We start from the raw sequence: 25,272 nt of genomic DNA on the forward strand, positions 1-25,272 counted from the left end.
TTCGATTTGCAGCACAAGGGAGCGACACCATGATCGAAACCGTCACCGGCGGCTGCCAATGTGGCCGCATCCGCTACAGCGTCGAGATCGAGAATGACGACGCGTATCTCTGTCACTGCCGGATGTGCCAGCGCGCCACCGGTGGGGTTTCGATCGCGTTCAAGAGCGTCGGGATTGCCGACGTGACTTGGGCGCGCGAGCCCGATCGCTACCAAAGTTCGCCGATCGCGCAGCGTGGCTTCTGCGCGGCATGCGGGACGCCGCTGACCTTCGAATTCGTCGAGCCGAGCGGCAAGATGGATCTCACCGTCGGCAGCTTCGACGATCCGTATCGGTTTCGTCCCAAGCATCATTTCTCGCCCGAGACTTGGCACGCGGCATGGCTCGACACTAAGGACCTCCCGACGACGCGCGTGGCGGACAACCCCTCCACGGCCGATCGATGGATGAAAGCGCTTGGCACACTCCCCGACTGAACCGCAGTTCTTCGAAAGCTTTGACGGCACGCGCTTGGCGTGGCGCGAGATGGGCGAAGGGCGGCCGGTGGTGCTGATCCACGGCTATTTCTCGAACGCGACGATCAACTGGATCAAATACGGCCATGCCGCGAAGATCGCCGCTGCCGGCTTCCGCGTGATCATGCCCGACTTGCGCGCCCACGGCGACAGCGCCAAGCCACATGATGCCGCGAGCTATCCGCCCGACGTGCTGATGCGTGACGGCTTCGCGTTGATCGAGCATCTCGGGCTTACCGATTACGATCTTGCCGGCTATTCGCTCGGTGGGCGCACGACGATGCGAATGCTCGCCAGTGGCGCGACACCACGGCGAGCGGTGTTGTCGGGGATGGGGCTTGAGGGGATCCTCCATACCGCGGGGCGCGGGCACTATTTCCACAATGTGCTGACCAATCTCGGCAGCTTCGCGCGCGGCAGCAGCGAGTGGCTGACCGAGGCGTTCCTCAAGACCACCGGCGGCGATCCGATCGCCTTGCTGCGGATCCTCGACACCTTCGTCGATACGCCGGCCGAAGCGATCGCGGCGGTCGAGACGCCGACGCTGGTGCTCACCGGAGTAGAGGACGACGACAATGGCTCGGGCGAAGCGCTCGCCGCAGCGATGCCGCACGCGACCTTCCAGTCGATCCCGGGCAATCACATGAGCGCGGTGCTCGAGCCCGAGCTCGGCGCGGCAATCGCAGACTTTCTCGCGGCTTGACCCGGCGCGTGGTGCGGCACAGATTGCCGCATCACGCATTGGGGGCCTCCATGATCCGTACCGGTATTTCTTCGCTCGCGCTCGTTCTCGGGCTGGCGACCACCCCGGCGCTCGCCGCCACCGCGCCGGTACCTTCCGCCGCTACCGCGACGCCGACCACCGCCGAGGCAGACGCATTCGTCGCGCGCGCCGAGAAGGAGCTCGCCGATTTCTCGACCCCCGCGCAGCAGGCGGCGTGGATCAACGCGACTTACATCACCGACGATACCGACGCGATCGCCGCCAAGTTCGGCGCAGAGGGGACCGAAATGCAGGTCCGCCTCGCGCTCGAGGCGGCGAAATACGCGAGCGTGCCGGACCTGTCGTTCGACACCAAGCGCAAGATCGACCTGCTCCGCAACGGGCTGACGCTGCCCGCGCCGACCACGCCCGGTGCCGCATCCGAGCTGTCGACGATCGTCACCAAGCTCGGCTCCGATTACGGCAAGGGCAAGGGCACGCTCGACGGCAAGCCGATCAACGGCAGCGATATCGAGGCGGCAATGGGCACGGTGCGCGATCCGGCCAAGTCGAAGGAGATGTGGGTCAGCTGGCACGACCAGGTCGGCGCGCCGATGCGCAAGGATTTCGCGCGCGAGGTCGTCATCGCCAACCAGGGTGCGAAGGGGCTCGGCTATGCCGATGTCGGCGCATTGTGGCGCTCGGGCTACGACATGACGCCCGCGCAGTTCGAGGCGACCACCGACACGCTGTGGAAGCAGGTCGAGCCGCTCTATCAGGCGCTCCACACCTATGTCCGTTGGAAGCTCAACGCCAAATATGGCGACGCGGTGCAGCCCAAGACCGGCCCGATCCGCGCCGATCTGCTCGGGAACATGTGGGCGCAGGAATGGGGCAACATCTATGACGTCGTCGCGCCTGCGGGGGCGGGCGATGTCGGGTACGACGTCGGCGATCTGCTCCGCGCCAAGCGCTACGATCCGATCAAGATGTTCAAGACCGGCGAGGGCTTCTACTCCTCGCTCGGCTTCAAGCCGCTGCCCGAGACCTTCTGGGCGCGCTCGCAGATCGTCAAGCCCGCCGACCGCGAGGTCGTGTGCCACGCCTCGGCGTGGGACGTCGACAGCGTCGCCGACGTGCGCATCAAGATGTGCACCAAGGTCAATGGCGACGACTTCGTCACGATCCATCACGAGATGGGGCACAACTATTACCAGCGCGCCTACAACACACAGCCCTTTCTCTACCGCAACGGCGCGAACGACGGCTTCCATGAGGCGATCGGCGATTTCGTCGCGCTGTCGATCACGCCCGATTATCTGGTCAAGATCGGCCTGCTCGATCCCGCCAAGGTGCCGAGCCCCGACAAGGATATCGGCCTGCTGCTCAAGCAGGCGATGGACAAGGTCGCGTTCCTGCCGTTCGGCCTTTTGATCGACAAATGGCGCTGGGGCGTCTTTTCGGGCGCGACGCCCGCGAGCCAGTATGAGAAGAGCTGGAACGACCTGCGGCTGAAGTATCAGGGCATCATCCCGCCGGTCGCGCGCGACGAGACGCGCTTCGATCCGGGCGCGAAATACCATGTCGCAGCGAGCGTGCCCTATGCGCGCTACTTCCTCGCGCGGCTCTACCAGTTCCAGTTCTACCAGGCGGCGTGCAAGCAATCGGGCTGGACCGGGCCGCTGCATCGCTGCTCGTTCTACGGCAACAAGGAGGTCGGCGCGAAGCTCGACGCGATGTTGGCAATGGGTCAGTCGAAGCCGTGGCCCGAGGCGCTTCAGGCGTTCACCGGCAGCCGCGAACTGTCGGGGCAGGCGATGGTCGACTATTTCGCCCCGCTGAAGGCATGGTTGGACAAGCAGAACCAGGGGAAGCCGCAGGGCTGGTAGGTTCGACCAACGGCTCACGCCTCTGGTCTCATTGCGTAACCGCATCGTTCACGGCGATCTCGCGGCTGACGCCTCTTCGGCCGAAGTGAGCGTTGTTTTGAAAGCGATCGAAGCGGCGCTGTTGGAAGCGTAGCGGCCCCGTTCGCTTGCAAATGGGCCAGCCGTCCCCGGCGCGAAGCCGGGGGCTATGGCCGCTCACTCGGGGATCGTACCCTCGTCGGCGATCCCCGCTTCGAACGACGCGCTCGAATCGCTGCCGTCGGCCTGATGCGCATGTTCGCCGGGGTTGAGCTTGGCGTCGCGGGCCGTGCTGCTGCGTAGCGCGAAGAGCGCAGCGGTGGCGGCGGCGCCGATCGCCGCGATCCCGCCGACGACGCCCGCCTTGCCCCAGCGGCTCCCCGATTTGGCGGGCGTCGGCGCGGCGGCGGCCTTCTTGGCCGGCGCCTTGCGCGCGGTCTTGGGCGTGGTTGCCGTAGCGCGGGTGGTGGTGGTCGGACGCGGCTTAGCGGGCTTGCGCGGCGCCGGGGTTTTGGCGGCGGGCGCCTTTACCGGGGCGTCAGCGGGCGCCTTGCCGCTCGCCGAAGCCTTGCGCGGGGTCGCGGCCTTCGGCTTGGACGGCGTCGCATCCTTGGACGGCGTTGCGGACGTGTCCGCCGCAGGGCGCTTGGACTCGGTATCGGTCGGTTTTTTCGGCGGCGTTGCCATGGAGCGCTCCCTATTCGTTGAGCTTGCGTAACGCACGAAACCGCAACGGTTTCCGCCAGGCCTCGCAGCCTCAGCGGAACGGCGGTTCGTTGAACGCGCGCAGCTTGCGGCTGTGGAGCTTCTTGCCCTCGCGGCGCAACTCCTCGCACGCTTCGATGCCGATCCGCATATGCTCGCTGATCGCGCGCTCGTAGAAGCGGTTGGCCTGGCCCGGCAGCTTGAGTTCCCCGTGCAGCGGCTTGTCGGACACGCACAGCAGCGTCCCGTAGGGCACGCGGAAGCGATAGCCCTGCGCCGCGATCGTCGCGGATTCCATGTCGATCCCGACCGCGCGACTGAGCGAGAAGCGGAGCGCGCTGCGCGAATATTGCAGCTCCCAGTTGCGATCGTCGGTGGTGACGATCGTCCCGGTGCGCAGCCGCCGCTTGAGTTCCTCGCCGCTCTGCCCCGAGATCGTCTCGGCGGCGCGCGCGAGCGCGAGCTGCACCTCGGCGATCGCCGGCACGGGGATCGCAGGCGGCAGCACGTCGTCGAGCACGTGATCGTCGCGCAGATAGGCGTGCGCCAGGACATAGTCGCCGATCCGCTGGCTCGGCCGCAGCCCGCCACAATGGCCGATCATCAGCCACGCCTCGGGCCGCAGCACCGCGAGATGGTCGCAGATCGTCTTGGCGTTAGACGGGCCGACGCCGATGTTGACGAGCGTGATGCCGGTGCCGTCCTCCGCGATCAGGTGATAGGCCGGCATCTGGTGCCGCCGCCATGCGCTGGTGTCGGCGAGCGCGGCCTCGACATCGTCGCCGGCGCGCAGCAACACCCCGCCCGCGCCGGAGACGCCGGTGTAGCGCGACGGCTTACCCGCGGCATCGGGCGCGAGCTGGCCGAACGCCCAACGGACGAATTCGTCGACATAGCGGTGATAGTTGGTGAACAGCACATAGCGTTGGACATGCTCGGGCGGCGTCCCGGTGTAATGCCGCAACCGCGCGAGCGAGAAATCGGTCCGCAGACCGTCGAACAGCGCGAGCGGGCGGGCGCCGTCGCTCACTTCATAGAGTCCGTCGGCGATCTCGTCACCGATATGCGCGAGTTCGGTCGCCGGGAAATGCCGCGCCAGCTCGACCGCCGAGATCTGGTCGAGGCTCAACGCGTGACCAGGGTCGATGACATAAGGGAAGGGAATTTCCTGGCGCCCGGGCACGGCTTCGACCGTGACGTCGTAATCCTCGATCAACAGCGTCAATTGCTCGATGAGGTAATCGGCGAAGATCGCGGGCTTGGTCACGCTGATCGCATAATCGCCCTCGGTCACCAGCCGCCCGAACGAGCGCATCGGCGTGGGCCGGTCGCTGCCGCCGCGATAGTGCAGATGAATTTCGGGATAGGCGAAACTGCCGTCGTGGCGCGTTTCGGGGGCGGGGCGCTCGCCGGTGGCGATATAAGCGGTGAGCGCGCTCTGCAACCGCGCCACCGACGCGCGATAGAGGCGATCGAGCTCGGCGACGATGTCGGATGCGTGCGTCATCGCAGTGGGCTAATGCGCGAAGGTTACGCTGGCAAGTCGGCGCCACCCCGGCCCGAGCCGGGATGGCGCGCGATATTATGCTTTCTCGGCGCTGTCGGTCTCGCCATCCTTGGCGAGCAGCTTGCTCGCCCCGAACGCCGCGCCGGCAATCGCCGCCGCCGCACCCGCCGCGATCCCGGCGGCCGCGAGCGGGTTGGCCTTGGCGGCATCGACCGTTGCCGTAAAGGCCTCGGACACGGCCTCCTTGGCCTGCTCGAACAGACCTTCGGCCTGTTCGATGATCGTTTCGCTCGTGGTGGCGGAGGACTTGGTCGAATCGGTCTGCTTGTCGCTCATCGTACTGCCCCTGGTTCGAATGGACTCAACAGCTAGCAACTCATTGACACCGGCCGAGTTCCCGGGTGCGAAACGACGCAGCGTCGCAATCGCTCGCTTCGCCGCCCGCGGGCTTAGATCTCGCTCAGCAGATGCTCGGCCGACGACACTTCGAACGCGCCGGGCGCTTCGACGTTGAGCTGCTCGACGACACCATCGTTGACAAGCATCGAGTAACGCTGGCTGCGCTCGCCCATGCCGAACTTCGAGCCGTCGAAGGTCAGCCCAACCGCTTTGGCGAAATCGGCATTGCCGTCTGCCAGCATGACGATGGCGCTCGCGTCGCTGGCCTTGCCCCAGGCGTTCATCACGAAAGCGTCGTTGACCGAGGTGAAGGCGATCTCGTCGACGCCCTTCGCCTTGAGCTCGTCGGCCTTGTCGACGAAGCCGGGCAGATGGCGCGCCGAGCAGGTCGGGGTGAAGGCGCCGGGCACTGCGACCAGTGCGACCTTGCGGCCCTTGAAGAACTCGTCCGAGCTGATCTGATCGGGGCCATCGGCCGTGGCCTTGGTGAGGGTGACGCTCGGGATGCGGTCGCCGACGCTGATCGTCATGGGAATCTCTCCTATTGTCGCCCGGCAAGGAGTGCGCGGGCGGCGGGCCGTACGTCGTACAGGCTTTCGCCAATTTCAAGCGTAGCAGGTCGCGCACCGTCAGCCTATGTTGGCACGATGGAGCAAGCGACCTTTCTCACCGGGCAATTCCTGCTGGCGATGCCGGGAATCGGCGACTCGCGGTTCGACCATGCGGTGATTGCGATGTGCGCCCATGACGAGGAGGGCGCGCTGGGCATCGGCGTGGGGACGACGATCGACGGGCTCGGCCTGCACGCGGTGCTCGAACAGCTCGAGATCGATCCCGGCGTCGCCCCCGACGCGGCGGTGCATCTCGGCGGGCCGGTCGAACCGCGGCGCGGCTTCGTGCTGCATACGCTCGACTGGGCCGGGCAGGATACGATCGAGGTGATCGGCGGGGCGCGCGCGCTGTGGGGCCTGTCGGGGACGATCGACGTGCTCAAGGCGATCGCCGAGGGGCGAGGCCCGTCGCGCTGGCTCGTGGCACTCGGCTATGCCGGGTGGGGCGAGGGGCAGCTCGACGGGGAGATGACGCGCCACGGCTGGTTCAACGTCGCCGCGACGCCCGACCTGCTCTACGACGTCGCCGCCGACGCGCGCTGGCAGGCCGGGTTCGCGACGGCGGGGATCGATCCGCGGCTGCTCGTCAGCGAGACCGGACGCGCCTGAGCGTCTCCCGATCAACACATAAAGATATCTTTATATTTGATCCGCAGCGCGGTTCGCGCTACGGGGCGCGGCATCACATAACCGGAGATAGCCCCGTGGCCACCGTTCTCGACCGCCCGACCGACAAAGCCGGCGACTATGTCGTCGCCGACATCACGCTTGCCGATTTTGGTCGCAAGGAAATCAACATCGCCGAGACCGAGATGCCCGGCCTGATGGCGCTGCGCGAGGAATTCGCCGCGTCGCAGCCTTTGAAGGGCGCGCGTATCACCGGTTCGCTTCACATGACGATCCAGACCGCGGTGCTGATCGAGACTCTGACCGCGCTCGGCGCCGACGTCCGCTGGGCGACGTGCAACATCTTCTCGACGCAGGATCATGCCGCCGCCGCGATCGCCGCGACGGGTGTCCCCGTGTTCGCGATCAAGGGCGAGAGCCTCGCCGATTACTGGAACTATGTCGGCGACATCTTCAACTGGGGTGCCGATACGGACGGCCAGACCGCCAACATCATCCTCGACGATGGCGGCGACGCGACGATGTTCGCACTGTGGGGCGCCAAGCTCGAAGCCGGCCACACGATGGGCGAGCCCGAGAATGACGAGGAAGTCGAATTCCAGCGCGCGCTGAAGGCGTTCGTCGCGAAGTATCCCGGTTACCTGACCGAGACCGTCAAGAACCTGAAGGGCGTTTCGGAAGAGACTACGACGGGCGTCCACCGCCTGTACGAGATCGCCAAGAAGGGCGAGCTGCCGTTCCCGGCGATCAACGTCAACGACTCGGTGACGAAGTCGAAGTTCGACAACCTCTACGGCTGCAAGGAATCGCTGGTCGATGCGATCCGCCGCGCGACCGACGTGATGCTCGCCGGCAAGATCGCCTGCGTCGCCGGCTTCGGTGACGTCGGCAAGGGGTCGGCGCAGTCGCTCCGCAACGGCGGCGCGCGCGTGATGGTGACCGAAGTCGATCCGATCTGCGCGCTGCAGGCGGCGATGGAAGGCTTCGAAGTCGTGACGATGGAAGAGGCCGTGACGCGCGCCGACATCTTCGTGACGGCGACGGGCAATGCCGACGTCATCACCGCCGATCACATGCGGGCGATGAAGCCGATGTCGATCGTCTGCAACATCGGCCATTTCGACTCGGAGATCCAGATCGCCGCGCTGTCAAACTATGAGTGGGACGAAGTGAAGCCGGGCACCGACCTGGTGAAGTTCCCCGACGGCAAGCAGATCCTGATCCTTGCCAAGGGCCGCCTGGTCAACCTCGGCTGCGCGACGGGCCATCCTTCGTTCGTCATGTCGGCGTCGTTCACCAACCAGACGCTCGCGCAGATCGAGCTGTGGACCAAGGGCGAGACCTACAAGAACGAAGTCTACGTTCTGCCGAAGCACCTCGACGAGAAGGTCGCCGCGCTGCATCTCGAAAAGCTCGGCGTCAAGCTGTCGCAGCTCACCCCGAAGCAGGCTGGTTACATCGGCGTCCCGGTGGAAGGCCCGTTCAAGCCCGACCACTACCGATACTAAGACGCAACGCGTCGTCGGAGACGATGCGATCGCGTAACAAACGGCCGCATCGGACCTTAGGTCCGATGCGGCTTTTTTGTGACACCCGTGTCACACTGTTACGGTAATATGTACTCTATGTGAACGACTTGTTGCCAAAGCGCTGCGCGCTGGTGATCCTGCCTCAAGATCTAAAAATAGATCAATAGAAGGGGTCCCCAATGGCTATCGTTCCATCTCGTCGCCGCGCTGCATTGATCGTGTCTTCGTCTTTGCTCGCGCTCTCCGTCGTCGGCGCCTCGCCCGCCTTGGCGCAATCGGAAAAGCCGGTTGCCGGACAGGCGCCCGACCCAGCGGCGATCACACCTTCGAACACCGTTGACGCCGAGGGCCGGTCCGCGGGGAGCGAGATCGTCGTTACCGGGTCGCGCATTCCGCGCCGCAATTTGACCTCGCTCGAGCCGACCGTGACCGTGACGCGCGATTACGTCGAAAATCGCGGTCTCACCAACGTTGCCGATGCGCTCAACGAGCAGCCTGGCTTCCGCGGCAGCGTCACCCCCAATGGCCCGCAGGGCAGCTATGGCCAGGGCGTCAATTTCGTCAACGGCTTCGGGATCGGGTCGAACCGCACGCTGACGCTCGTCAACGGGCGGCGGTTCGTCAGCTCGAACTCGCCGAGCCTGTTCGGCGACGCGGCCGCCGGCACACAGGTCGATCTCAACGTGATCCCGACGATCCTGATCGACCATATCGATACCGTCTCGGTCGGTGGCGCTCCGGTCTATGGCTCGGATGCGATCGCGGGCACCGTGAACGTCATCCTGAAGAACCGCTACAAGGGGCTGCTGGTCCAGGCGAATTCGGGCATCACGGGCGAGAGCGACAACTTCCGCTATAACGCCGCGATCCTCGGCGGCGCCGACTTCGACGGCGGGCGCGGCAACATCACGCTGTCCTATTCGCGCGACGACGTGCGGGGGGTGGCGTATAACGACCGCGCCTTCCTGCGCGACAATCTCGGCAACGCCACCAACCCGACGTCGGCTGCCGCCGCAACGCTGCGCGGTCCTGGCTTCCCGGCCGCAAATGACGGCCGCATCGACCCCTCGATCGGCTATAACAACAGCACGACCGACGGCTTCCCTGGCACGGTCGTGGTGCGCGACATCAGCATCTTCCAGCTCAGCCGTGGCGGCCTGATCGACTATGCCGAGAATGGCGCCGGCACCCAGGTGCTCAGCACGACCGCGGGCGGCCTGAAGTTCGGTCCCGACGGCAATCTCAGCCCGTTCAACACCGGCATCCGCTTCCCCTCGATCTATGCGAGCGGCGGGGACGGCTTCCGCTTCAACGATTATTCGCAGATCACCGGCAATGTGACGCGCGACACGTTCAACGGCTTCCTCAATTATGATTTCTCGCCGGCGCTCAAATTCTTCGCCGAGGGGGAATATTATCATTCGCGGACCAACCAGCTGGTCACCCAGCCGACCTTCAACGCCGGCCTGTTCGGCGGAACGAGCGGCGCGTTGCTCTATGATATCTCCAACCCCTTCCTGACCCCGCAGGCCCGCGCGACGCTGACCGCCGCGGGCGTGACGACCTTCGAAGTCTCGCGCGCCTCGGCCGATCTGGCGGACACGGCCGGCTACAACAGCACCAATTTGTATCGCGGCGTGGCGGGCTTCCGCGGCGCGTTCAACGTCGGTTCGCGGTCGTTCACCTATGAAGTGAGCGGCAATTACGGTCGTTCGGAGATCACCGACGTCCATCAGGACATCGACGCGCAGCGCTTCATCAACGCGGTCAATTATACGACCAACGGTGCAGGGCAGGTGGTCTGCACGACCAACCCGACCAACGTCTATGGCTTCAGCGATCAATCGGGCATCACGCCCATCGCCGATGCCGCGTGCGTTCCGCTCAACCTGCTGGGCGAAGGCCGTGCGAGCCAGGCGGCGAAGGACTATGTCATCGCCACCAACCGCTCGCGCACCAATCTGACGCAATGGGTGATTAACGCCAACGTCGGCGGCAGCCCGTTCTCGCTGTTCGGCAACGATGTCGGCTTTAACGTCGGCTATGAACATCGCGACGAGCGCGGCGATTTCATCCCGAGCCAGTTCGAGCAGCAAGGGCTTGGGCGCAGTTCGCCGGTATCGCCGGTCTCGGGCGGATATCACACCAACGAGGTCTTCGGCGAAGTCAACGTCCCGCTGGTCACTCCCGAGAACGGCCTGTCGTTCCTCAACCGGGCGGAAGTGTTCGCACGCGGGCGCTATGTCGATAATTCGACCAACGGCGGTTTCTTCTCCTGGGCGGTGGGCGGGACGATCTCGCCGGTGCGCGACATCCAGTTCCGCGGGAACTTCACTAAGTCGTTCCGCGCGCCCGCGATCACCGAACTGTTCCTCCCGATTTCGTCCGCATTCAGCTCGGTCCCCGACCTCTGCACGGCGGCGGCGCAGCTGCAGGGTGCGGCTCCGGCGACACGGACCGCGAACTGCAAGGCCTTCCTCGCCGTCTACCCGAACGCGACGCCGCTGCAGGCAGAAGGCGCCACGGTTCCGTCGCTGTCGGGCGGCAACCCCAATCTGCGCAACGAAGTCGCCAACAGCTTCACGGTCGGCGCGGTGTTCCAGCCGCACTGGATCCGCGGTCTTTCGATCAGCGCCGATTACGTCCGGATCAACATCAAGGATCCGATCGTCCAGCTCTCGGTCGACGATATCGCCTCGGCCTGTTTCGACAATTCGACCTTCAACGCCGCTGATCCCGCCAACGGCAATTCCTATTGCTCGTTCATCAAGCGCTATCCGGTCGGTACGCGTGACGCGCGCGGCAATGATATCGCGGGTCAGGTCGTCAACGATCCTGCAAATCCCGGCGTTTCGGCAGGATATGTCAACGGCGCGCGCAACCTGTTCGAAGGAATCCAGGGAACGATCGGCTATTCGACCGCTTTGACCGGGCTGCATCTGCCGGGCCGGTTCGAGATCGACGGAAACATGCTCTACACCGCCAAGCGCGTGGTCGATAACACCGGCGTCGCACCCGTGCGGACCGACGGCACCCTGACCGGCGGCAACCTGTCCGATCCGACCTTCGCGGGTCAGTTGAACGTCGGCTATCGTGGCGACAAGTTCGGGACGAACTGGTCGTTCAACTATACCGGGGAAATCCTGTTCACCCGGGCAGCGCGCGGCCCCGACCTGCGCGAGTTCGACAAGCTCGATTCGTCGATCACGATCAATCCGTCCTTCTACTTCCTCGTCGACAAGACCTATCGGTTCACCTTCTCGGTGACGAACCTGCTCGATCGCCGTGGCCAGAAGTTCGGCGATTACATCATTCCGGCGAGCTACAGCGATCTGCTCGGTCGGCGGTTCGTCGCGAGCGTGCAGCTCCGCTTCTAGGCGGTTCGAAGGGTCCGCGTCCCCGGCGCGGGCCAAAAAAAGCCGCATCCGCTTCGCGCGGCTGCGGCTTTTTCGTGTCCACCAGCGCCGCCCGGTCGCGCTCGCGCGACCGGGCGTGGCGATTACTTGGGCGTGACGATCGTCGGCCCGAGGTGCGCGATCACCTCATGCGCGTCGAACGCACGGATGTTGTTGGCGGGCTTGGGACCCTTGCCGATCACGATCTCGGCATTGGCTTCGTATTTGTCGATCGTCGTGACATCGATCCCGCGATCGAAGAAGGGGTCGCCGAAATACGGGTCCCAGCTGCGCCAGCCGAAGCCGCGGCCGCGATAGCGCCAGCTCGGGCCCCAATAGCCCCCGCCGAACCCGCCGCCATAGCCGAAGCCACCATAGCCGCCATAGCCGCCGATCCCGGGCGTGGTGTAGGTCCGGGTCTGCTTGTCGACGCCCCGATCGGCGAAGACGAAATAATCGGCGCCGTTCTGCACGGTCAGCTCGGCAGCGCGGTACAGCAGATATTTCTCGACCGTGTCGCGTGCGGTATAGCTGTTGCCCGAGAAGCTGACCATGAAGCGGTTCGCCTCGATCTGGCGGTCGCTATAGCCCGAGCGTTCGAAGCCGTGGCCGACCGCGGGCTGATAGGTCGATTCGGTGGCACAGGCCGAGGTCAACAGGGTGACGGCGCCAAGCGCGGCCGCCAGGGATTTTCTGAGCGTTGGGGAAGCTGTCGGCATTTCGATCTCCAGAGGCGGTCCAGTGCGGCGAACCGAGCCGTGCGGGCCATGAAGCGCAGAACGATCGAGGGGACGCAAGGCTCCGGCGAATCTTCTGGTCGCACGTCCGATAGTCCAATGGACATGAATGGAATCTGACAGCGGCGTGAAGCGTGCGCCTTCGTTTCGTCGATGCGACGAACCGTTTTGTCGCAGGCGTGGAAGGTCCGGGGCGGTTCTTTCGCAACGGCATCGTCCTGTCTTCGAGGACGATTGCACGGCGGGGGCGCCGTGCGCTCGCTCGGGGGACATGCCATGCGAAATGGGTACGCAGTATCGTTGGCCATGATGAGCGCAGCGCTGCCGATCGCGGCGAGCGCCGCGCCGGCGGATCCGCTCGCGGCGTCGCCGCCGGCGCTGACCGAACGGCTGCTCCCGGTCGAGGCGAAACTCGCGCCCGATTTCCGCGTCCGCACCGATCTGCTGACCACGTCGGCCAGCCTCAACCCGCTCGGCGATCCGACCGGGCCGATGCAGCATCGCTTCGCGAGTTCGATGATCGATTATTACCCGCTCGGTGGCAGCGGGCTAAGGCTCTCCGCCGGGATGCGCTTCTTTCAAGTCGCCAATTTCCTCAAGGATGCCGAAAAGGCCACGGCGGGGCTGCTCTACAATCCCCGGCTCCCGGGGAGCGGCGGTGCGGTGCGCACCGGCTTCAACCGGCATACCCCGGCAGCGACGGTCGGTTATACCAGCAGCGTCAAGAATGCGCTGTTCGGGGTCGAGGTCGGCAGCCTGATCGGCAACGCCAATGCCAATCTGCCGCGCGCGATGGACCGGCTGAGCAACCGCGCGCGGGGTGGGATGAATCCGATCGCCAACCTCGTGTTCGGCCTGCGTTTCTGAAGGCGGCCGTGCGCCGCGGTATGGGACTGACGATGCACAAGACGATCCTGAACGTCCTCGCGGCCGCCTCTGGCGCAACGCTGGCGCTGCCGAGCGCGGCACAGGCGGGCGGGGTGATGGGCACCGATGCGGCGCATTGCACGTCGGGCAGGGGGCCTGCGATCCAGGTCAACGTGCTCGACCTGAAGGATCGCCGCGGGCAGCTCAAGCTCGAGCTCTATCCCGCGACCGAAACCGATTTCATGCGCTCCGACACCGAGCTGCTCGCGGAGGGCAAGGTGTTCCGCCGCGTGACGATCGACGCGCCCGTCGCCGGGCAGGTCGCGATGTGCATCCGCGTCCCGCACCCCGGGCGCTATGCGCTGCTGTTGCTCCATTCGCGCCGCGCGCAGGACAAGTTCGATGTCTGGCAGGACGGGGTTGGTCTGCGCAGCAACACCCGGATCGGCCGCGCCCGGCCTTCTGTCGCGAATGCCGCGGTCGAGGTCGGCGCCGGCGTCGCGGTGCTCGATATCGAGACCCAGTATCTGCGCGGGCTCGGCGGATTTTCCCCGCTTCGATAAAAGCTGCGAGCGGGCCTTGCGCGTGAGCGAATCCCGCTGCTATAGGCACGCCACTGCAGTGTTCCCCGATAGCTCAGCGGTAGAGTAGGTGACTGTTAATCACTTGGTCGTTGGTTCGAATCCAACTCGGGGAGCCATTTTCCGCAGTGTCGAGGCTTAGCGCTGCATCAGCGCCGGCCCGCAGCCATCAGGCGGCAAACTGTTCCATCGTGATCCGGTCGTCGAGCGCGTGCTCGGGATCGAACAGCAGCGTCAGCTCGCGCGTGCGATCGATACCGATCTCGACACAGGCGACGTCGCGTATCTCGCGCTGATCGGCAACCGCGCTGACCGGGCGCTTGGCCGGTTCGAGCACGCGCAGCGTGATGCGCGCCTTGTCGGGCAGGATCGCCCCGCGCCAACGCCGCGGGCGGAACGGGCTGATCGGCGTCAGCGCCAGCATGTTCGAGCCGAGCGGCAGGATCGGCCCCTGCGCCGACAGATTATAGGCGGTCGACCCCGCCGGCGTTGCGACGAGGATGCCGTCGCACGCGAGCTCGGGCAGCACGACGCGGTCGTTGACGGTGACTTCGAGCTTGGCGGTCTGGCGCGTCTCGCGCAGCAAGGAGACTTCGTTGATCGCGGGGAGCGCGAAGCTTTCGCCGCCCATCGTCGTCGCGGTCATCGCGAGCGGCACGACCTTGAACGGCTTGACCCGTTCGAGCCGCGCGTCGAGCCCGTGTTGGCGCCACTCGTTCATCAGGAAGCCGACGGTGCCGAGGTTCATCCCGAACACCGGCACGACCGGCTTGCGCCGTTCGAGCATCGCGTGGAGCGTCTGCAGCATGAAGCCGTCGCCGCCGAGCGCGACGATCAGCTCGGCGTCCTCGACCGGGACCCAATCATGCGCATCGGCGAGCAATGCGCCGGCTTCCTGCGCCACCTGCGTCGGCGAGGCGACCAGCGCGCGGCGCAGCCCGGCCATATTGGCGGCTGGCGTCATATCGCGATCTCACCCCCGGCGCGCCTCCGCGTGGCGGGCATGTGCGGCGCATGCCCCTTGCGGTCGGAACGGTGGGCAAGGGCGGATGCGTGCGTCATCTCGGATTGAGCTAAGCCTTTGGGTCGGGCCTCACAAGGGATTGCGGCGCCAACACCCTCTTCTTTAACGCGGGGGGCCGCATTAGGGTCGTTGCATGACCGTTTCACACAACGCCCCTCTGTTCATTCTGTCGTTCCGACAGCGCGACGAACTGGCGTCGCTCGCGGCGGGCGCGGGGTGGCAAGTGGTGGCCGCGCGCCGCGCGGGTGGGGCCGAGCGGCGCTTCCTGTCGAGCGGCGCCGCGGTCGCGGTGATCGATGCGCGCGGCGCGCCGGGCGACGGCATCGCCGCGGCGCGGACGATGAGCGGCGCGGTCGAAGCGAACGGCGGGGCGTTGCTCGCGCTCGTGTCGCGCGGCGAAACCGCGACGATCTCCACGCTGTACGACGCCGGGGCGACGCATTTCCTCGCGAGCCCGTTCAGCGAGGCCGAGTTCCTCCACGCGGTGCGCTTCGCCGCGCGCCATGCCGAGCGGATGGCGCGCGAATGGGCTGCCGGGCCGGTCTTCGCGCCGCTCGGCTGGCGCTACGATCTGATCAGCCGGACGCTGGTGCTGACCCCGGGGCTGGCGGCCTTGCTCGCGACCGAGGACGAACCGAGCGTCCGCACGATGCTGCGCCGGCTCGACCGCGCCGATCGCTCGGCGGCGGTGGCCGCGCTCCGTCGGATTTCCCCCGCGCGGCCGGCGACCGCCTTCGCGCATGATTCGGATCTGACAGCGGTCGGGCGCGTAGTGCAACATCTCCAGCTCGACGGCGAGGGTGCGCGGATCGATGCGGTGGTCGAGCCGCTCGGCAGCGCGCCCGAGCCTGCCGCCGAGCTGCGCGAATCGCTCGCCGGCGCGCGCGACGCCGGCAGCGCACGGCGCTGGCTGACGCGGCGACTGGCGGACGAAGCGGGCGCGCCGCTGCATGCGATGCTGATCGCGCTCAACCGTTTCGACATGGTCAACACCGCTTATGGCCGCGCGGCTGGCGACGCCTTGCTCGGTAGCGCGCAGAAGCGGATCGACGATGTCGTGCGCGACATGCTCGGGCGCGATGCGCTGATCGCCCGGCTGAGCGGATCGACCTTCCTCGTCGCCGCGCGCAGCATCCGGCCGCGGATCGATCTGGCGGTCGAACGGATCGCCAGCGAAATGGCGCGTCCGTTCGTCACGGGGGATTCGATCGCGGTGCTCGGTTGCCGGATCGGGCTCGCCGAGGCTTTGCCCGAGGATAGCGCGGCAAGCCTGCTGCGCCGGGTGAGCGAGGCGCTCGCCGAGGCGCGCGAGTCCGATACCGCGACGATGCGCGTCGCCGATGCCGACGGCGCCGAGGCGCCGATCGACCGGCTCGCGGTCGAGCTCAACCACGCGCTCGAACGTGGCGAGATCGGCGTGTTGTATCAGCCGCAGGTCTCGGTCTCGACCGGTGCGATCGTCGGGGTCGAAGCGCTCGCGCGCTGGGAGCATGGTGTGCTCGGGACGCTCGGCGCCGAAACGCTGTTCGCCGCCGCCGCGCGTGCCGATCTCGAGATCGGCCTGTCGGATCATATCCAGCGGCTCGTGCTCGCCCAGACCGCGCGCTGGCCGGAGGCGCTGTCGCGGCTGCGCGTCTCGCTCAATCTGACCGCGGCGGATATCGCGCGGCCGGGCTTTGCCGACCTGTTTCTCGACCGCGTCGACGCGAGCGGCTTTCCGCGCGCGCGGCTTACGCTCGAGATCACCGAGAGCGGGCTGATCGAGGATCTCGGGATCGCGTCGAACTTGCTGTCGCTGCTGCGCGGGGCGGGGTGCCGGATCGCGATCGACGATTTCGGGACGGGCTATTCGAGCCTGGCCTATCTGAAGGCGCTCCCGCTCGATTATCTCAAGATCGACAAGAAGCTCGCGCAGGACATCACCGGCAGCGCGCGCGATCGGATCGTGGTGCGCGGCGTGATCGACATGGCGCGCTCGCTCGGGCTGACGGTGATCGCCGAAGGGGTCGAAACCGAAGCGCAACTCGGCGCGCTCGCGGCCGAGGGGTGCCAGATCTATCAGGGGTTCCTCTGCGCCGAACCGCTTTCGCTCGAGGCGTTGGTTGCGCTGGTCGAACGCTAGACGGGAGATAAGCGCGTCGGCGCGCGACGGACGATCGCCGTTACGGTACCGACCCTAGTCGTCCGCCAATCCGGTTCCGAACCGCGCGCTATGCGCATCCTCGGCGCCCGCCCGCAGCAAGGCTGCCTGCGCGCGCCACTGGTCGCGCGCGATCGTGCCGACAGGCAGCGCGAGCCGCTGTTCGAGCGCCATCTCGTCTTCGTCGGAGAGCCGCTCGATATCCGCGAAGCGCATCACGCCGAGGCTGAACAGACGCGTCGCGAGCAACCCGTCGATCCCGCGCAGCCGCGTGAGATCGTCGCGCGCGGTCCCCGCGGGCCAGGCGCGCGGGCTGGTCGGGAGCGGAGCGGGCGGGGCGACGGGAGGGGCGATTGGCGCGTCGATGGGCTCTGCCGCCGCCGGCACTGCCGGTCCGTCCGCTTCCGCGCCGACGCGCGGGGCGGTGGTGGCGCGCAGCCGCGCGATCGTCCGCTCGGCATCGGCGTGATCGGCGCGCAGCGTCGCCAACTCGTCCTTCAGGTCAGCGCCGCGCTGCTGTGCCGCGCGCAGCTTGTCTTCGGCGTCGCGGCGGTAGGCGGCGAAACTGTCGGTCTGCGCGCGGGCGCGGCGTTTGGCCCTGCTCGCGTTCGGCGCGCTCGCAAAGCCGATCAGCCAGCCGGCGAGCAGCACCACCGCCAGCACGACGAATTGTTCCGATGTCGTGAACAGCATGGCCTTATCCCTCGACAAAACGTCGAAGAATAAAATGCCGTCAACCGCGCCCCGCGGCAAGGGCGCGCGAATCGCCGCTCAATGCTTGAACGCGTCGGAGATCGAACAGGCCGCCGGGCCGAGAATGACGACAAACAGCGTCGGCAGGATGAACAGGATCAGCGGGATCGTCATGATCGCGGGGAGCCGCGCGGCCTTTTCCTCGGCGCGCATCATGCGTTCGTTGCGGAATTCGCCCGACAGTACGCGCAAAGCGCTCGCGAGCGGTGTGCCGTATTTCTCGGTCTGAATCATCGTCGTGACGACGCCCTTGACCGCGTCGAGCTTGACCCGCTGCGCGAGGTTCTCGAACGCCTGGCGGCGCTCCGACAGGAAGCCGAGCTCGATCGCGGTGAGCGTGAACTCGTCGCCCAGCTCGGGATAGGCGCGGCCGAGCTCGCGTGCCACGCGGCCGAACGCCGCATCGACAGTCAGTCCCGCTTCGGCACAGATGACGAGCAGATCGAGCGCGTCGGGCAGCCCCTTCTGGATCGCGAGCGAACGCTTCGCGATGATGTTGTTGAGATAGAGGTCGGGCGCCTTGTACGACAGCACGAAGTTCGCCGCGACCAGGCCGTACGCCTTCCACGGCGTCCAGTCGGCGAACATCGTCGTGCCGTAGACGACATAGACGCCGAACACGCCCCAGGTCAGCGGCAGCATCAGTCGCCCGAAGATGACCGCGACGGCATATTCCTTCGAGCGGATCCCGGCTTGCATCAGCTTGACCTGCGCCGCCTTGACCTGGCTGTCCTGCAGCACCTTGAGGTTCGACAGCAGCGCCTTGATCCGGTCGGTCGTCTCGTTCTTGGTGACGAGCTTGGCGCGACGCTTGGTCGAGGCGGTGATGCCCGCCTTCAATTGCTCGCGCCGATCGTTGAGCGCCTTGACGCGCTTGGTCATCGGGTCGCGCGCGGTGGTCGCGGCATAGATCGCGAGCAGCACCATGAAGGCGGCGACCCCGGCGAGCAGCGTCGCGACGGTGTAGACGTTGACGCCAAGGATGACGGGGCCGGCGGGGTGATCGATCGGGGTCATCGCATCAGATCTCGAAATTGACCATGCGGCTCATGATGAACGCGCCGATCCCCATCCAGATCAGCCCGCCGCCGCCCGCGACCATCAGCCGCTGATCGATGAAGAAGTTCTGCATGTAGCTGCCGTTGATCATCCAGATCATCCCGAACACGATGAACGGCAGCGACCCGACGATATACGCCGAGGCCTTGGATTCGGACGACATCGCCTTGATCTTGAGCTTCATCTGGCCGCGCATGCGCAGCACGTTGGCGAGGTTGGCGAGCGTTTCGGCAAGGTTGCCGCCGGTCTCGCGCTGGATCGCGATGGTGATGACGAAGAACTGGAATTCGGGCGTGCCGAGCCGGTCGGCGGTTTCCTGAAGGGCTGCGTCCATCGTCCGGCCGATCTTCATCTTGTCGGTGATGTTCTTGAACTCGACGCCGACCGGGCCGTCGACCTCGGCGCCGACGACGGCGATCGTCTCGGTGATCGGGAGCCCTGAGCGCAGGCCGCGCACGAGCAGTTCGATCGCGTCGGGAAACTTGGCGGTGAACTTGGCGATGCGGCGCTTGATGAAGAAGCCGACCGCCATGTGCGGGATGCCCGCCCCGACGACCACGCCGAGCAACAGGCCGAGCAGTACCGGTAAGCCGAGGAACGACAGCACGAGCGTCACGCCGAGCGCGATGCCGAGCGTCGCGAGCCCGTATTGCCCGACCGTCCAGCTCTTGCCGGTCATCGCCAGCCGCTTCTTGAGCAGCGCCGGGTTCGGCAGAAAGCGCGCCGCGGCGACATCCATCCGGGTGTTCTGCATCGTCGCGATGCGCCTCAGCTGGGCATCGGACAGCGTGTTCGCCGACTCGCTGTGGCGCGCGCGCAAGGCGGCCACGCGGCGCGTGCGGGCGCGTTCGGGCGAGGGGCCGGCAAGGGCGAACGCGACCAGCAGCAGCATGATCAGCGCGCCGCCCCCCAGCGACAGAATGGGCATCAGGTCCATGAGCCTATCAAGCGCTCCGCTTCGTTACGACGGCGTTTACGGCGCCGAAAAAACCGTTTGTTCGCGCAGGACCGTCAGCCCTTCTTCTTGCGCGAAACCATCGCCTTGAAATCGAATTTGCCGACCAGCGACGGTCCTTTCGCGCCGGCCTTCTTCTTGCCCACGCTGTCGATCGGCTCGGCCGAATCACCGACTGCCATCAAATTGGTGGCGAGATCGATGATCGGCAGGATCGTCTTCGAGCTCTTGCCGGCTTCGGCGAAAGGCTTGCCGAGCTTGGCCGATTGCGCCGCGAGCTTCTGGTCGAACACGACGCTGAAATCGATCTTGCGCTCGATCGAGCCCTCGAAGTCCTTGCGGCTGATCTCGAGCTGCGCGGCGGGCTGGACGCGGTTGGCGACGACCGCGACCTGCGTCTGCGGCGCGTTCGACTTCATCCACGAGAGCAATCGAATCGTGTCGCGTGCGGCGGCGAGCGTCAGCTCGGTGACGATCACCGCCACCTGGATGTCCGCGATCAGGTGCGGATGCTGGACCAGCATGCCGCGCGGCAGATCGACCACGGTGCATTCGAACGCCGCGCGCATCTCTTCCTGAAGCTGGTAGAAGGCCGATCCGTCGGTCATCAGCGGCGAATTGATCGGCGCCTCGGCCGACAGCACCGACAGCCGCTCGCTCGATTTGACCATCGCGCGCTCGATGAACAGCCCGTCGATCCGGCTCGGGTTCTCGATCGCGTCGGTCAGGCCACGCCCCGGCTCGAGATCGAGCGACAGCGCGCCCGTGCCGAAATGCACGTCGAGATCGAGCAGGGCGGTGGTACGCGCGCCCTTTTCGCTCAGCACCCAGGCGACCGAGGTGGCGAGGCTCGACGCGCCGACCCCACCGCGTGCGCCGATGAAGGCGGTCGAGATGTGCGGCCGCTCGGTCGATGCCTCGACCGCCTTGGGCGCGTTGAGGATCGCCTGCGCGTTGGTGAAGGCCTCGCGCAGCATGTCGGGGTTGAGCGGCTTGAGCAGGTAATCCTGGATGCCGCTGACCACGAGGTCGCGGTACAGCCGGACGTCGTTGACCTGGCCCGCCGCGATCACGACCGTGCCCGGCTCGCACACTTCGGCGAGCGCGTTGATGTCGTTGAGCGGATCGCCGCTTTCCGACAGATCGACGAACAGGATCTGCGGCGAGGCCGAGACCGACAGCGACTGGACGGCGTTGCGCAGGCCCCCCTTGTTCACCTTTTCGGGCGCCCAGCCCATTTCGAGCGCGATCGGGCGCAGCGTCTCCGCCGTGGTCTCGTCGCAGACATAGGCCGAAAAGGGTTCGCGAAGGCCGGTTCGGCCTGGAGAAAACGGTGCGTTCATTATTTGCCCCCGGCGCTTTCGGTCTTGATGGCGGACCCGCCCGATCCGCTCGGCGCGGCCCGGCGGAAGCTGTCGATCGCCTTGGCCGAGGCAAGCTGATCGACGACGCCCGACCCGGCCTGACCAAGCACGAGGTCCGCCGGATTGGCGATCATCGCAGCGAGCGTCGCGTTGCTCGAGCAGCCATAGTTGGACGAGGTGTTGGACTCGAAATCGGTCGAGCTGTTGCGGCTGTAATCGGGGCATCCGGGGACGCGCGCCTTCATGCGGGTGACGACGACCCGGATCGTGCCCGCAGCGATCGGCGCGTTGGTCACCGGCGCGTCGTCGGAGACGAGCAGCCCGTAATGCGCAACCTGGCGCGCGACGGCATCATGGACCCCGGCGCCATACGGATTGGGATCATCGATCGCGACACGATCGCCATAGCCGAGCCGCAGCGACGTCATCCAGCCGGCAAGGCGTTGTTCCTCGCCCGGCGCGAGGTCGCCGCCGCTGGTCGCGACGTCGAGCGCGTAATCGGTCCGACTGACGACCGGTTGGTGGACCGATTCGAGCCCGCGATTCTGCGTTCCCGCGCACGCCGGGGCGAGCAGGACGGGGGCGAGGGCGGTTGCGATGCGGAGCGTGCGCTTGAACATGATGGATGTTCCTCTGGCGTTTAATTGCTGAAGCCGGGGGCCGCGGTGGCGCCCTTCTTGGGCGCGCGGGCGGGCGGAAGCGGCGCGGGGATCGGATCGTTGCGCGTCCGGTCGCCCGGCGTCGGCGGCGCGCGACCGGGTGCGACCGGCAGGCCGCTATCGAACCCCTGCGGCAGCGCCTCGACCGGCGCCATCGTCGGCTTGGGGCGTTCGCCGCCAGTGGTGCCGCCGCCGAGCTGGCCCATGATGACGCGACCGAGATCGGTCGGCGCCTTGTAGCCATCGGTCGGCAGGACGATGTCGGCCGCGTTGACCGGCTTGACCAGATACGGCGTGATGACGATCACGAGTTCGGTTTCGTTGCGCTGAAAGGCGTTCGAGCGGAACAGCGCGCCGACGACCGGCACGTCGCCGAGCGCCGGCGCCTTGTCGATCGAGTTGTTGTGGTTGTTCGACAACAGCCCTGCGATCATCATGCTCTGGCCCGAGCCGAGCTCGACCGTCGTCTCGGCGCGCCGCGTGGTCAGCGCCGGAATGCTGATGCCCTGCAGCGTCACCGAGCCTTGCGACGACAGCTGCGATACTTCTGGGCGGACGTGGAGCGAGATGCGCCCGTCGGCGAGCACCGTCGGCGTATAGGACAGGCTCACGCCATATTGCTTATATTCGACCGAAACCGCGCCCAGCCCTTGCGAGATCGGGATCGGGAATTCGCCGCCGGCGAGGAACGAGCCGGTCTCACCCGAAATGACGGTGATGTTGGGGTTGGCGAGGGTCGAGACCTGGCCGTCGCGCTCGCCCAGATCGAGCGACGCCAGCAGGTCCATGCCGAATGCGTGGCCGGCAAGGCCGAGCGCGGTGCCCATGCCCGTCGTTCCGGGGAAGCCGTATTGTGTCGCGCCGGGCGCGAGCCCGCTGGAATTGATGCTCCCGGGAAGCTGGCCCGGCGTGACGGGCACCGTGGTGATCGTCCCCGTGCGCCCCTGAGCGATGTTGAACAGCGCGCCGCTGCCGATCTGTCGGTTGGCAAGGTTGACGCCGATGTTCTTGACAAAGCTGCGGCTGACCTCGGCGACGCGAACCTGGAGGTTGACTTGCAGCGGTGTCGCGGCGCGCAGCCGGTTGATGACGCCGATCTTGAGCAGGGCGTCGGGGCCCGGCGCCACGCCGGGGTTGAGCAGGGCAGTGACGAGCCGCTGCGCCGCGGCGCTGTCTTCGGGGGAGACGACGGTGCCGGTCAACACCGCGATCTGCCCGACCGTGGTGACGCGGATGTCACTGTCGGGCATGGCGAGCTTCACCATCCGGTCGATCGAGGTCAGATTCTGGCTGACGCGGATGTTCGCCGAGTAGATCACCGCGCCGCTCGCGCTCGTCGCGAAGATCGTCGATTCGCCGAATTCCTTGCCGAACAGATGGATCTGGTGCGGGTTGCTGACATAGACGTCGGCGACGCTCGAGTTCGAGATCCACACGTCGCTGACGCTGGCGGGGAGGTTGATGAGCTCGCCCTGGCCGGTCGAGAGCACGACCTCGGTCGTCGGCCGCACGGTGCCGGCGGGCGCCGCGCCGATATGCGTGACGGCATGACTGGCCGCGCGCGGCGCCTTGCGGACCGGCTTGGCACCCGCGGCCAGCGCCGCCATCGGCGTGCTCGCGATCAGCGCCGTCAGGACCGTCGCCGAGACGGCGCGATGCAGAAAGCTGTGGTTGCGCATTACTTCTTCCCTTCGACGGCGACGTCGGTCACCGCATTTCCGCGAACGATGTGGACCATCGGCCCAATGCGTAGCGCGCCCCCACCGGGGAAACCGCTGCTCGGTGCAGGCGCTGCCGCACCGCCTGCCGGGGCGACCTCGGCCGCCTTGCCGGGCACCGTGCTGCGCTGGAAGCGCGAGACGTCGGCGCCGGTCGCCAGCGTGCCGTTGCCAGCCGAGGGCGAGCTCGCGATCCGCGTCAGCATCGCCTTTTCGGCCTTGGGATCCTCGGGCATCTTGACGTTGCCGCTGGCGATCGCCTGTTCGAGATCGCTATTGTTGTCGGCGATCGAGCGCAGCGACAAAGAGAGCGAGCCGAGCGTCTGCGCGACCGCGATCTGCTCGGCGATCTTGGGAGTCGCTTCGATCGTCACGTTGGAGAAGGTGCGGACGACTGCCTTGCCATCCTCGCCGACGCCATTGTCGGTGCGCTGGTCGGTGGCGAGCACGCGCAGGTTGCGCATGATCGTTTCGGCCGCCTTGAGCGGGGGGCCGTCGCCGCCGCCGGCAACCGTCTGCGTCAGGATCAGGTCGATCCGGTCGCCCGGGAAGACGAAGCCCGCGACGCTCGTCTGCGTCTGGACGGGAACCGTGACCGCGCGCATGCCCGGCCCGAGCGCCGCCGCGAGGAAGCCGCGGTCGCCCGGCTTGACCAGCGCGCCTTGCGTGAGCGGCTGTCCGGCGGTGATCGCGTTGCGCACCACGGTGCCGATCAGCGTGCGCTGGTCGAAGCCGCCCTTCTTGATGAAATAGGCGTTCTCGACGAGCTCCTTCGGCCAGGGCTGATACTTTAGCGCGGTCGCATCGAGGATCGTGCCGACCGGCAGCGCCTTGGTCGCGACGAGCACTTCGGGCCCGTCGATCACCGGCGCGGCGACCACGGCACTGGCCTGTGGCGCCGAACTGCCGAGGATCAGCGACCGCGCCATGAACGCGGTGATCGCAGCGACGATCAGCGCTCCCACCAGCAATAGGACCTTGCGACTATCCATTTCGAACCTTTCGAACGTGGGCGGTTGAGCCCGCGTTAAGCAATCACACCGAAGTGGTTAAAAACCGGTTCACGAAGCGCGAACAGGGCGGCGAGTGCGATCGCGACGCCGTAGGGAATCTCGATTTGCGTGGTGCGTCGCCGCAGCCGATGCTCGATCAACAGCGCGACCGTCAGCGCACCGCCGACCAGCGACATCACGATCAGCATCCACACCAGCGGCGCGAGCGGCAGCCACAAAGCGAGCGCGCCGATCATCTTGACGTCGCCGCCGCCCATCCAGCCGAACTGAAACGCCGCGACGAACAGCACGAAGACGACCGTGGCCAATCCGAGCTGGGCGGCCATGTCGGGCCAGACCGCGAGCCCGCACGCCCACCAATACGCCGGTGCGAGCAGCGCTATCGCGGCATTTTTCCAATTGGCGATCTCGCGCGTCCGCGCGTCCTGGACGCCGGCGGACACCAGCAGCAGTGCCAGCAGGATCAGCAGCACGATCGAAAGAGAGTCCCCACGCATGTGGGAA

At 66.6% G+C, this 25,272-nt stretch carries 23 protein-coding genes and 1 tRNA gene; 10 read left to right on the forward strand and 14 right to left on the reverse strand.

The genetic code is table 11. The features are described from left to right. The first annotated feature begins 29 nt into the window (after positions 1–29). From RH90_RS09900 to RH90_RS09910, 3 genes are read left to right on the forward strand one after another with little or no spacing between them, the layout of a single operon-like run. Positions 30–476, forward strand: a complete 447-nt coding sequence (locus tag RH90_RS09900; protein WP_010185438.1) for a GFA family protein — start codon at positions 30–32, stop codon at positions 474–476. After that, the gene (locus RH90_RS09905) at positions 457–1,218 is read left to right on the forward strand and encodes an alpha/beta fold hydrolase (protein ID WP_029625208.1); all 762 of its coding nucleotides are present in this window, start codon (positions 457–459) and stop codon (positions 1,216–1,218) included. The genes RH90_RS09900 and RH90_RS09905 overlap by 20 nt, the downstream gene beginning before the upstream one ends. A 50-nt stretch (positions 1,219–1,268) precedes the next feature. Then, positions 1,269–3,107 (forward strand): M2 family metallopeptidase, encoded by a 1,839-nt coding sequence (locus RH90_RS09910; RefSeq protein ID WP_010185440.1) that lies wholly within the window; start codon positions 1,269–1,271, stop codon positions 3,105–3,107. A 195-nt stretch (positions 3,108–3,302) separates the two neighbouring features. Here the strand turns inward: RH90_RS09910 and RH90_RS09915 are convergent, their stop codons facing one another. The 4 genes from RH90_RS09915 to RH90_RS09930 form a co-directional block, all read right to left on the reverse strand. Beyond that, entirely contained in the window at positions 3,303–3,812 is a 510-nt protein-coding gene (locus RH90_RS09915; protein WP_010185441.1) for a hypothetical protein, read from the reverse strand. A 70-nt stretch (positions 3,813–3,882) separates the two neighbouring features. Next, complete coding sequence (locus RH90_RS09920) at positions 3,883–5,337, reverse strand: AMP nucleosidase (RefSeq protein ID WP_010185442.1); 1,455 nt, start codon at positions 5,335–5,337, stop codon at positions 3,883–3,885. Between the two features lie 75 nt (positions 5,338–5,412). After that, positions 5,413–5,673, reverse strand: coding sequence for a hypothetical protein (locus RH90_RS09925; protein WP_010185443.1), 261 nt, complete (start codon positions 5,671–5,673; stop codon positions 5,413–5,415). Between the two features lie 113 nt (positions 5,674–5,786). Then, entirely contained in the window at positions 5,787–6,266 is a 480-nt protein-coding gene (locus RH90_RS09930; protein ID WP_010185444.1) for a peroxiredoxin, read from the reverse strand. A 117-nt stretch (positions 6,267–6,383) separates the two neighbouring features. On the opposite strand from RH90_RS09930, the gene RH90_RS09935 reads away from it, so the two are divergent. The 3 genes from RH90_RS09935 (at position 6,384) to RH90_RS09945 (ending at position 11,880) form a co-directional block, all read left to right on the forward strand. Next, positions 6,384–6,956 carry a YqgE/AlgH family protein gene (locus tag RH90_RS09935; RefSeq protein WP_010185445.1) on the forward strand — a complete coding sequence of 191 codons (573 nt, stop codon included), beginning with the start codon at positions 6,384–6,386 and terminating at the stop codon, positions 6,954–6,956. 95 nt (positions 6,957–7,051) lie between these two features. Next, positions 7,052–8,482, forward strand: a complete 1,431-nt coding sequence (gene ahcY, locus RH90_RS09940; protein WP_010185446.1) for an adenosylhomocysteinase — start codon at positions 7,052–7,054, stop codon at positions 8,480–8,482. A 200-nt stretch (positions 8,483–8,682) separates the two neighbouring features. After that, positions 8,683–11,880 (forward strand): TonB-dependent receptor domain-containing protein, encoded by a 3,198-nt coding sequence (locus RH90_RS09945; RefSeq protein WP_029625210.1) that lies wholly within the window; start codon positions 8,683–8,685, stop codon positions 11,878–11,880. Positions 11,881–12,002: 122 nt separating this feature from the next. Here RH90_RS09945 and RH90_RS09950 read toward each other — a convergent pair whose 3' ends face one another. Continuing rightward, positions 12,003–12,617, reverse strand: a complete 615-nt coding sequence (locus RH90_RS09950) for a CC0125/CC1285 family lipoprotein (protein ID WP_010185449.1) — start codon at positions 12,615–12,617, stop codon at positions 12,003–12,005. Positions 12,618–12,941: 324 nt separating this feature from the next. Between RH90_RS09950 and RH90_RS09955 the strand changes: the two genes are divergently transcribed. The 3 genes from RH90_RS09955 to RH90_RS09965 all read left to right on the forward strand — a co-directional run bounded on the left by RH90_RS09955 (position 12,942) and on the right by RH90_RS09965 (position 14,202). Further along, on the forward strand, positions 12,942–13,502 hold the full coding sequence (locus tag RH90_RS09955) for a hypothetical protein (RefSeq protein WP_010185451.1): 561 nt from the start codon (positions 12,942–12,944) through the stop codon (positions 13,500–13,502). Between the two features lie 32 nt (positions 13,503–13,534). Beyond that, on the forward strand, positions 13,535–14,065 hold the full coding sequence (locus tag RH90_RS09960) for a DUF2141 domain-containing protein (RefSeq protein WP_029625212.1): 531 nt from the start codon (positions 13,535–13,537) through the stop codon (positions 14,063–14,065). A 62-nt stretch (positions 14,066–14,127) separates the two neighbouring features. Continuing rightward, positions 14,128–14,202, forward strand: a tRNA-Asn gene (locus RH90_RS09965). A 50-nt stretch (positions 14,203–14,252) separates the two neighbouring features. Here the strand turns inward: RH90_RS09965 and RH90_RS09970 are convergent. Then, positions 14,253–15,047 (reverse strand): NAD kinase, encoded by a 795-nt coding sequence (locus tag RH90_RS09970; RefSeq protein ID WP_010185453.1) that lies wholly within the window; start codon positions 15,045–15,047, stop codon positions 14,253–14,255. A 193-nt stretch (positions 15,048–15,240) separates the two neighbouring features. Between RH90_RS09970 and RH90_RS09975 the strand changes: the two genes are divergently transcribed. Then, positions 15,241–17,229 carry a putative bifunctional diguanylate cyclase/phosphodiesterase gene (locus tag RH90_RS09975; protein ID WP_010185454.1) on the forward strand — a complete coding sequence of 663 codons (1,989 nt, stop codon included), beginning with the start codon at positions 15,241–15,243 and terminating at the stop codon, positions 17,227–17,229. Positions 17,230–17,283: 54 nt separating this feature from the next. Here RH90_RS09975 and RH90_RS23940 read toward each other — a convergent pair whose 3' ends face one another. The 8 genes from RH90_RS23940 to RH90_RS10020 all read right to left on the reverse strand — a co-directional run bounded on the left by RH90_RS23940 (position 17,284) and on the right by RH90_RS10020 (position 25,265). After that, positions 17,284–17,940, reverse strand: a complete 657-nt coding sequence (locus RH90_RS23940; RefSeq protein ID WP_010185455.1) for a hypothetical protein — start codon at positions 17,938–17,940, stop codon at positions 17,284–17,286. Between the two features lie 78 nt (positions 17,941–18,018). Then, on the reverse strand, positions 18,019–19,017 hold the full coding sequence (locus RH90_RS09990) for a type II secretion system F family protein (RefSeq protein ID WP_010185456.1): 999 nt from the start codon (positions 19,015–19,017) through the stop codon (positions 18,019–18,021). Between the two features lie 4 nt (positions 19,018–19,021). Continuing rightward, entirely contained in the window at positions 19,022–19,996 is a 975-nt protein-coding gene (locus RH90_RS09995; protein WP_010185457.1) for a type II secretion system F family protein, read from the reverse strand. A gap of 74 nt (positions 19,997–20,070) precedes the next feature. Beyond that, on the reverse strand, positions 20,071–21,357 hold the full coding sequence (locus RH90_RS10000; protein WP_010185458.1) for a pilus assembly protein CpaE: 1,287 nt from the start codon (positions 21,355–21,357) through the stop codon (positions 20,071–20,073). Then, positions 21,357–21,998 (reverse strand): CpaD family pilus assembly protein, encoded by a 642-nt coding sequence (locus tag RH90_RS10005; protein ID WP_010185459.1) that lies wholly within the window; start codon positions 21,996–21,998, stop codon positions 21,357–21,359. The genes RH90_RS10000 and RH90_RS10005 overlap by 1 nt, the downstream gene beginning before the upstream one ends. Positions 21,999–22,018: 20 nt before the next feature. Further along, the gene (locus tag RH90_RS10010; protein ID WP_010185460.1) at positions 22,019–23,716 is read right to left on the reverse strand and encodes a type II and III secretion system protein family protein; all 1,698 of its coding nucleotides are present in this window, start codon (positions 23,714–23,716) and stop codon (positions 22,019–22,021) included. Beyond that, positions 23,716–24,747, reverse strand: a complete 1,032-nt coding sequence (gene cpaB / locus RH90_RS10015; protein WP_010185461.1) for a Flp pilus assembly protein CpaB — start codon at positions 24,745–24,747, stop codon at positions 23,716–23,718. Before cpaB ends, RH90_RS10010 begins: the two co-directional genes overlap by 1 nt. A 35-nt stretch (positions 24,748–24,782) precedes the next feature. Then, a complete protein-coding gene (locus RH90_RS10020) occupies positions 24,783–25,265 on the reverse strand; it encodes an A24 family peptidase (RefSeq protein ID WP_029625214.1) in 483 nt (160 codons plus the stop codon). Positions 25,266–25,272 lie beyond the last annotated feature (7 nt).

This window comes from Sphingomonas sp. PAMC 26605 (assembly GCF_000241485.1).
Classification (GTDB): Bacteria; Pseudomonadota; Alphaproteobacteria; order Sphingomonadales; family Sphingomonadaceae; genus Sphingomonas.

Coding starts and splice junctions, on each gene's coding strand:
- RH90_RS10000 (WP_010185458.1), bottom strand. CDS start 21,357: ATGAACGCACCGTTTTCTCCAGGCCGAACCGGCCTTCGCGAACCCTTT.
- RH90_RS09910 (WP_010185440.1), top strand. CDS start 1,269: ATGATCCGTACCGGTATTTCTTCGCTCGCGCTCGTTCTCGGGCTGGCG.
- RH90_RS09900 (WP_010185438.1), top strand. CDS start 30: ATGATCGAAACCGTCACCGGCGGCTGCCAATGTGGCCGCATCCGCTAC.
- RH90_RS09955 (WP_010185451.1), top strand. CDS start 12,942: ATGATGAGCGCAGCGCTGCCGATCGCGGCGAGCGCCGCGCCGGCGGAT.
- RH90_RS09920 (WP_010185442.1), bottom strand. CDS start 5,337: ATGACGCACGCATCCGACATCGTCGCCGAGCTCGATCGCCTCTATCGC.
- RH90_RS09995 (WP_010185457.1), bottom strand. CDS start 19,996: ATGGACCTGATGCCCATTCTGTCGCTGGGGGGCGGCGCGCTGATCATG.
- cpaB (WP_010185461.1), bottom strand. CDS start 24,747: ATGGATAGTCGCAAGGTCCTATTGCTGGTGGGAGCGCTGATCGTCGCT.
- RH90_RS09990 (WP_010185456.1), bottom strand. CDS start 19,017: ATGACCCCGATCGATCACCCCGCCGGCCCCGTCATCCTTGGCGTCAAC.
- RH90_RS10010 (WP_010185460.1), bottom strand. CDS start 23,716: ATGCGCAACCACAGCTTTCTGCATCGCGCCGTCTCGGCGACGGTCCTG.
- RH90_RS09960 (WP_029625212.1), top strand. CDS start 13,535: ATGCACAAGACGATCCTGAACGTCCTCGCGGCCGCCTCTGGCGCAACG.
- RH90_RS09975 (WP_010185454.1), top strand. CDS start 15,241: ATGACCGTTTCACACAACGCCCCTCTGTTCATTCTGTCGTTCCGACAG.
- RH90_RS23940 (WP_010185455.1), bottom strand. CDS start 17,940: ATGCTGTTCACGACATCGGAACAATTCGTCGTGCTGGCGGTGGTGCTG.
- RH90_RS09930 (WP_010185444.1), bottom strand. CDS start 6,266: ATGACGATCAGCGTCGGCGACCGCATCCCGAGCGTCACCCTCACCAAG.
- RH90_RS10020 (WP_029625214.1), bottom strand. CDS start 25,265: ATGCGTGGGGACTCTCTTTCGATCGTGCTGCTGATCCTGCTGGCACTG.
- RH90_RS10005 (WP_010185459.1), bottom strand. CDS start 21,998: ATGTTCAAGCGCACGCTCCGCATCGCAACCGCCCTCGCCCCCGTCCTG.
- RH90_RS09950 (WP_010185449.1), bottom strand. CDS start 12,617: ATGCCGACAGCTTCCCCAACGCTCAGAAAATCCCTGGCGGCCGCGCTT.
- RH90_RS09935 (WP_010185445.1), top strand. CDS start 6,384: ATGGAGCAAGCGACCTTTCTCACCGGGCAATTCCTGCTGGCGATGCCG.
- RH90_RS09915 (WP_010185441.1), bottom strand. CDS start 3,812: ATGGCAACGCCGCCGAAAAAACCGACCGATACCGAGTCCAAGCGCCCT.
- RH90_RS09970 (WP_010185453.1), bottom strand. CDS start 15,047: ATGACGCCAGCCGCCAATATGGCCGGGCTGCGCCGCGCGCTGGTCGCC.
- RH90_RS09925 (WP_010185443.1), bottom strand. CDS start 5,673: ATGAGCGACAAGCAGACCGATTCGACCAAGTCCTCCGCCACCACGAGC.
- RH90_RS09945 (WP_029625210.1), top strand. CDS start 8,683: ATGGCTATCGTTCCATCTCGTCGCCGCGCTGCATTGATCGTGTCTTCG.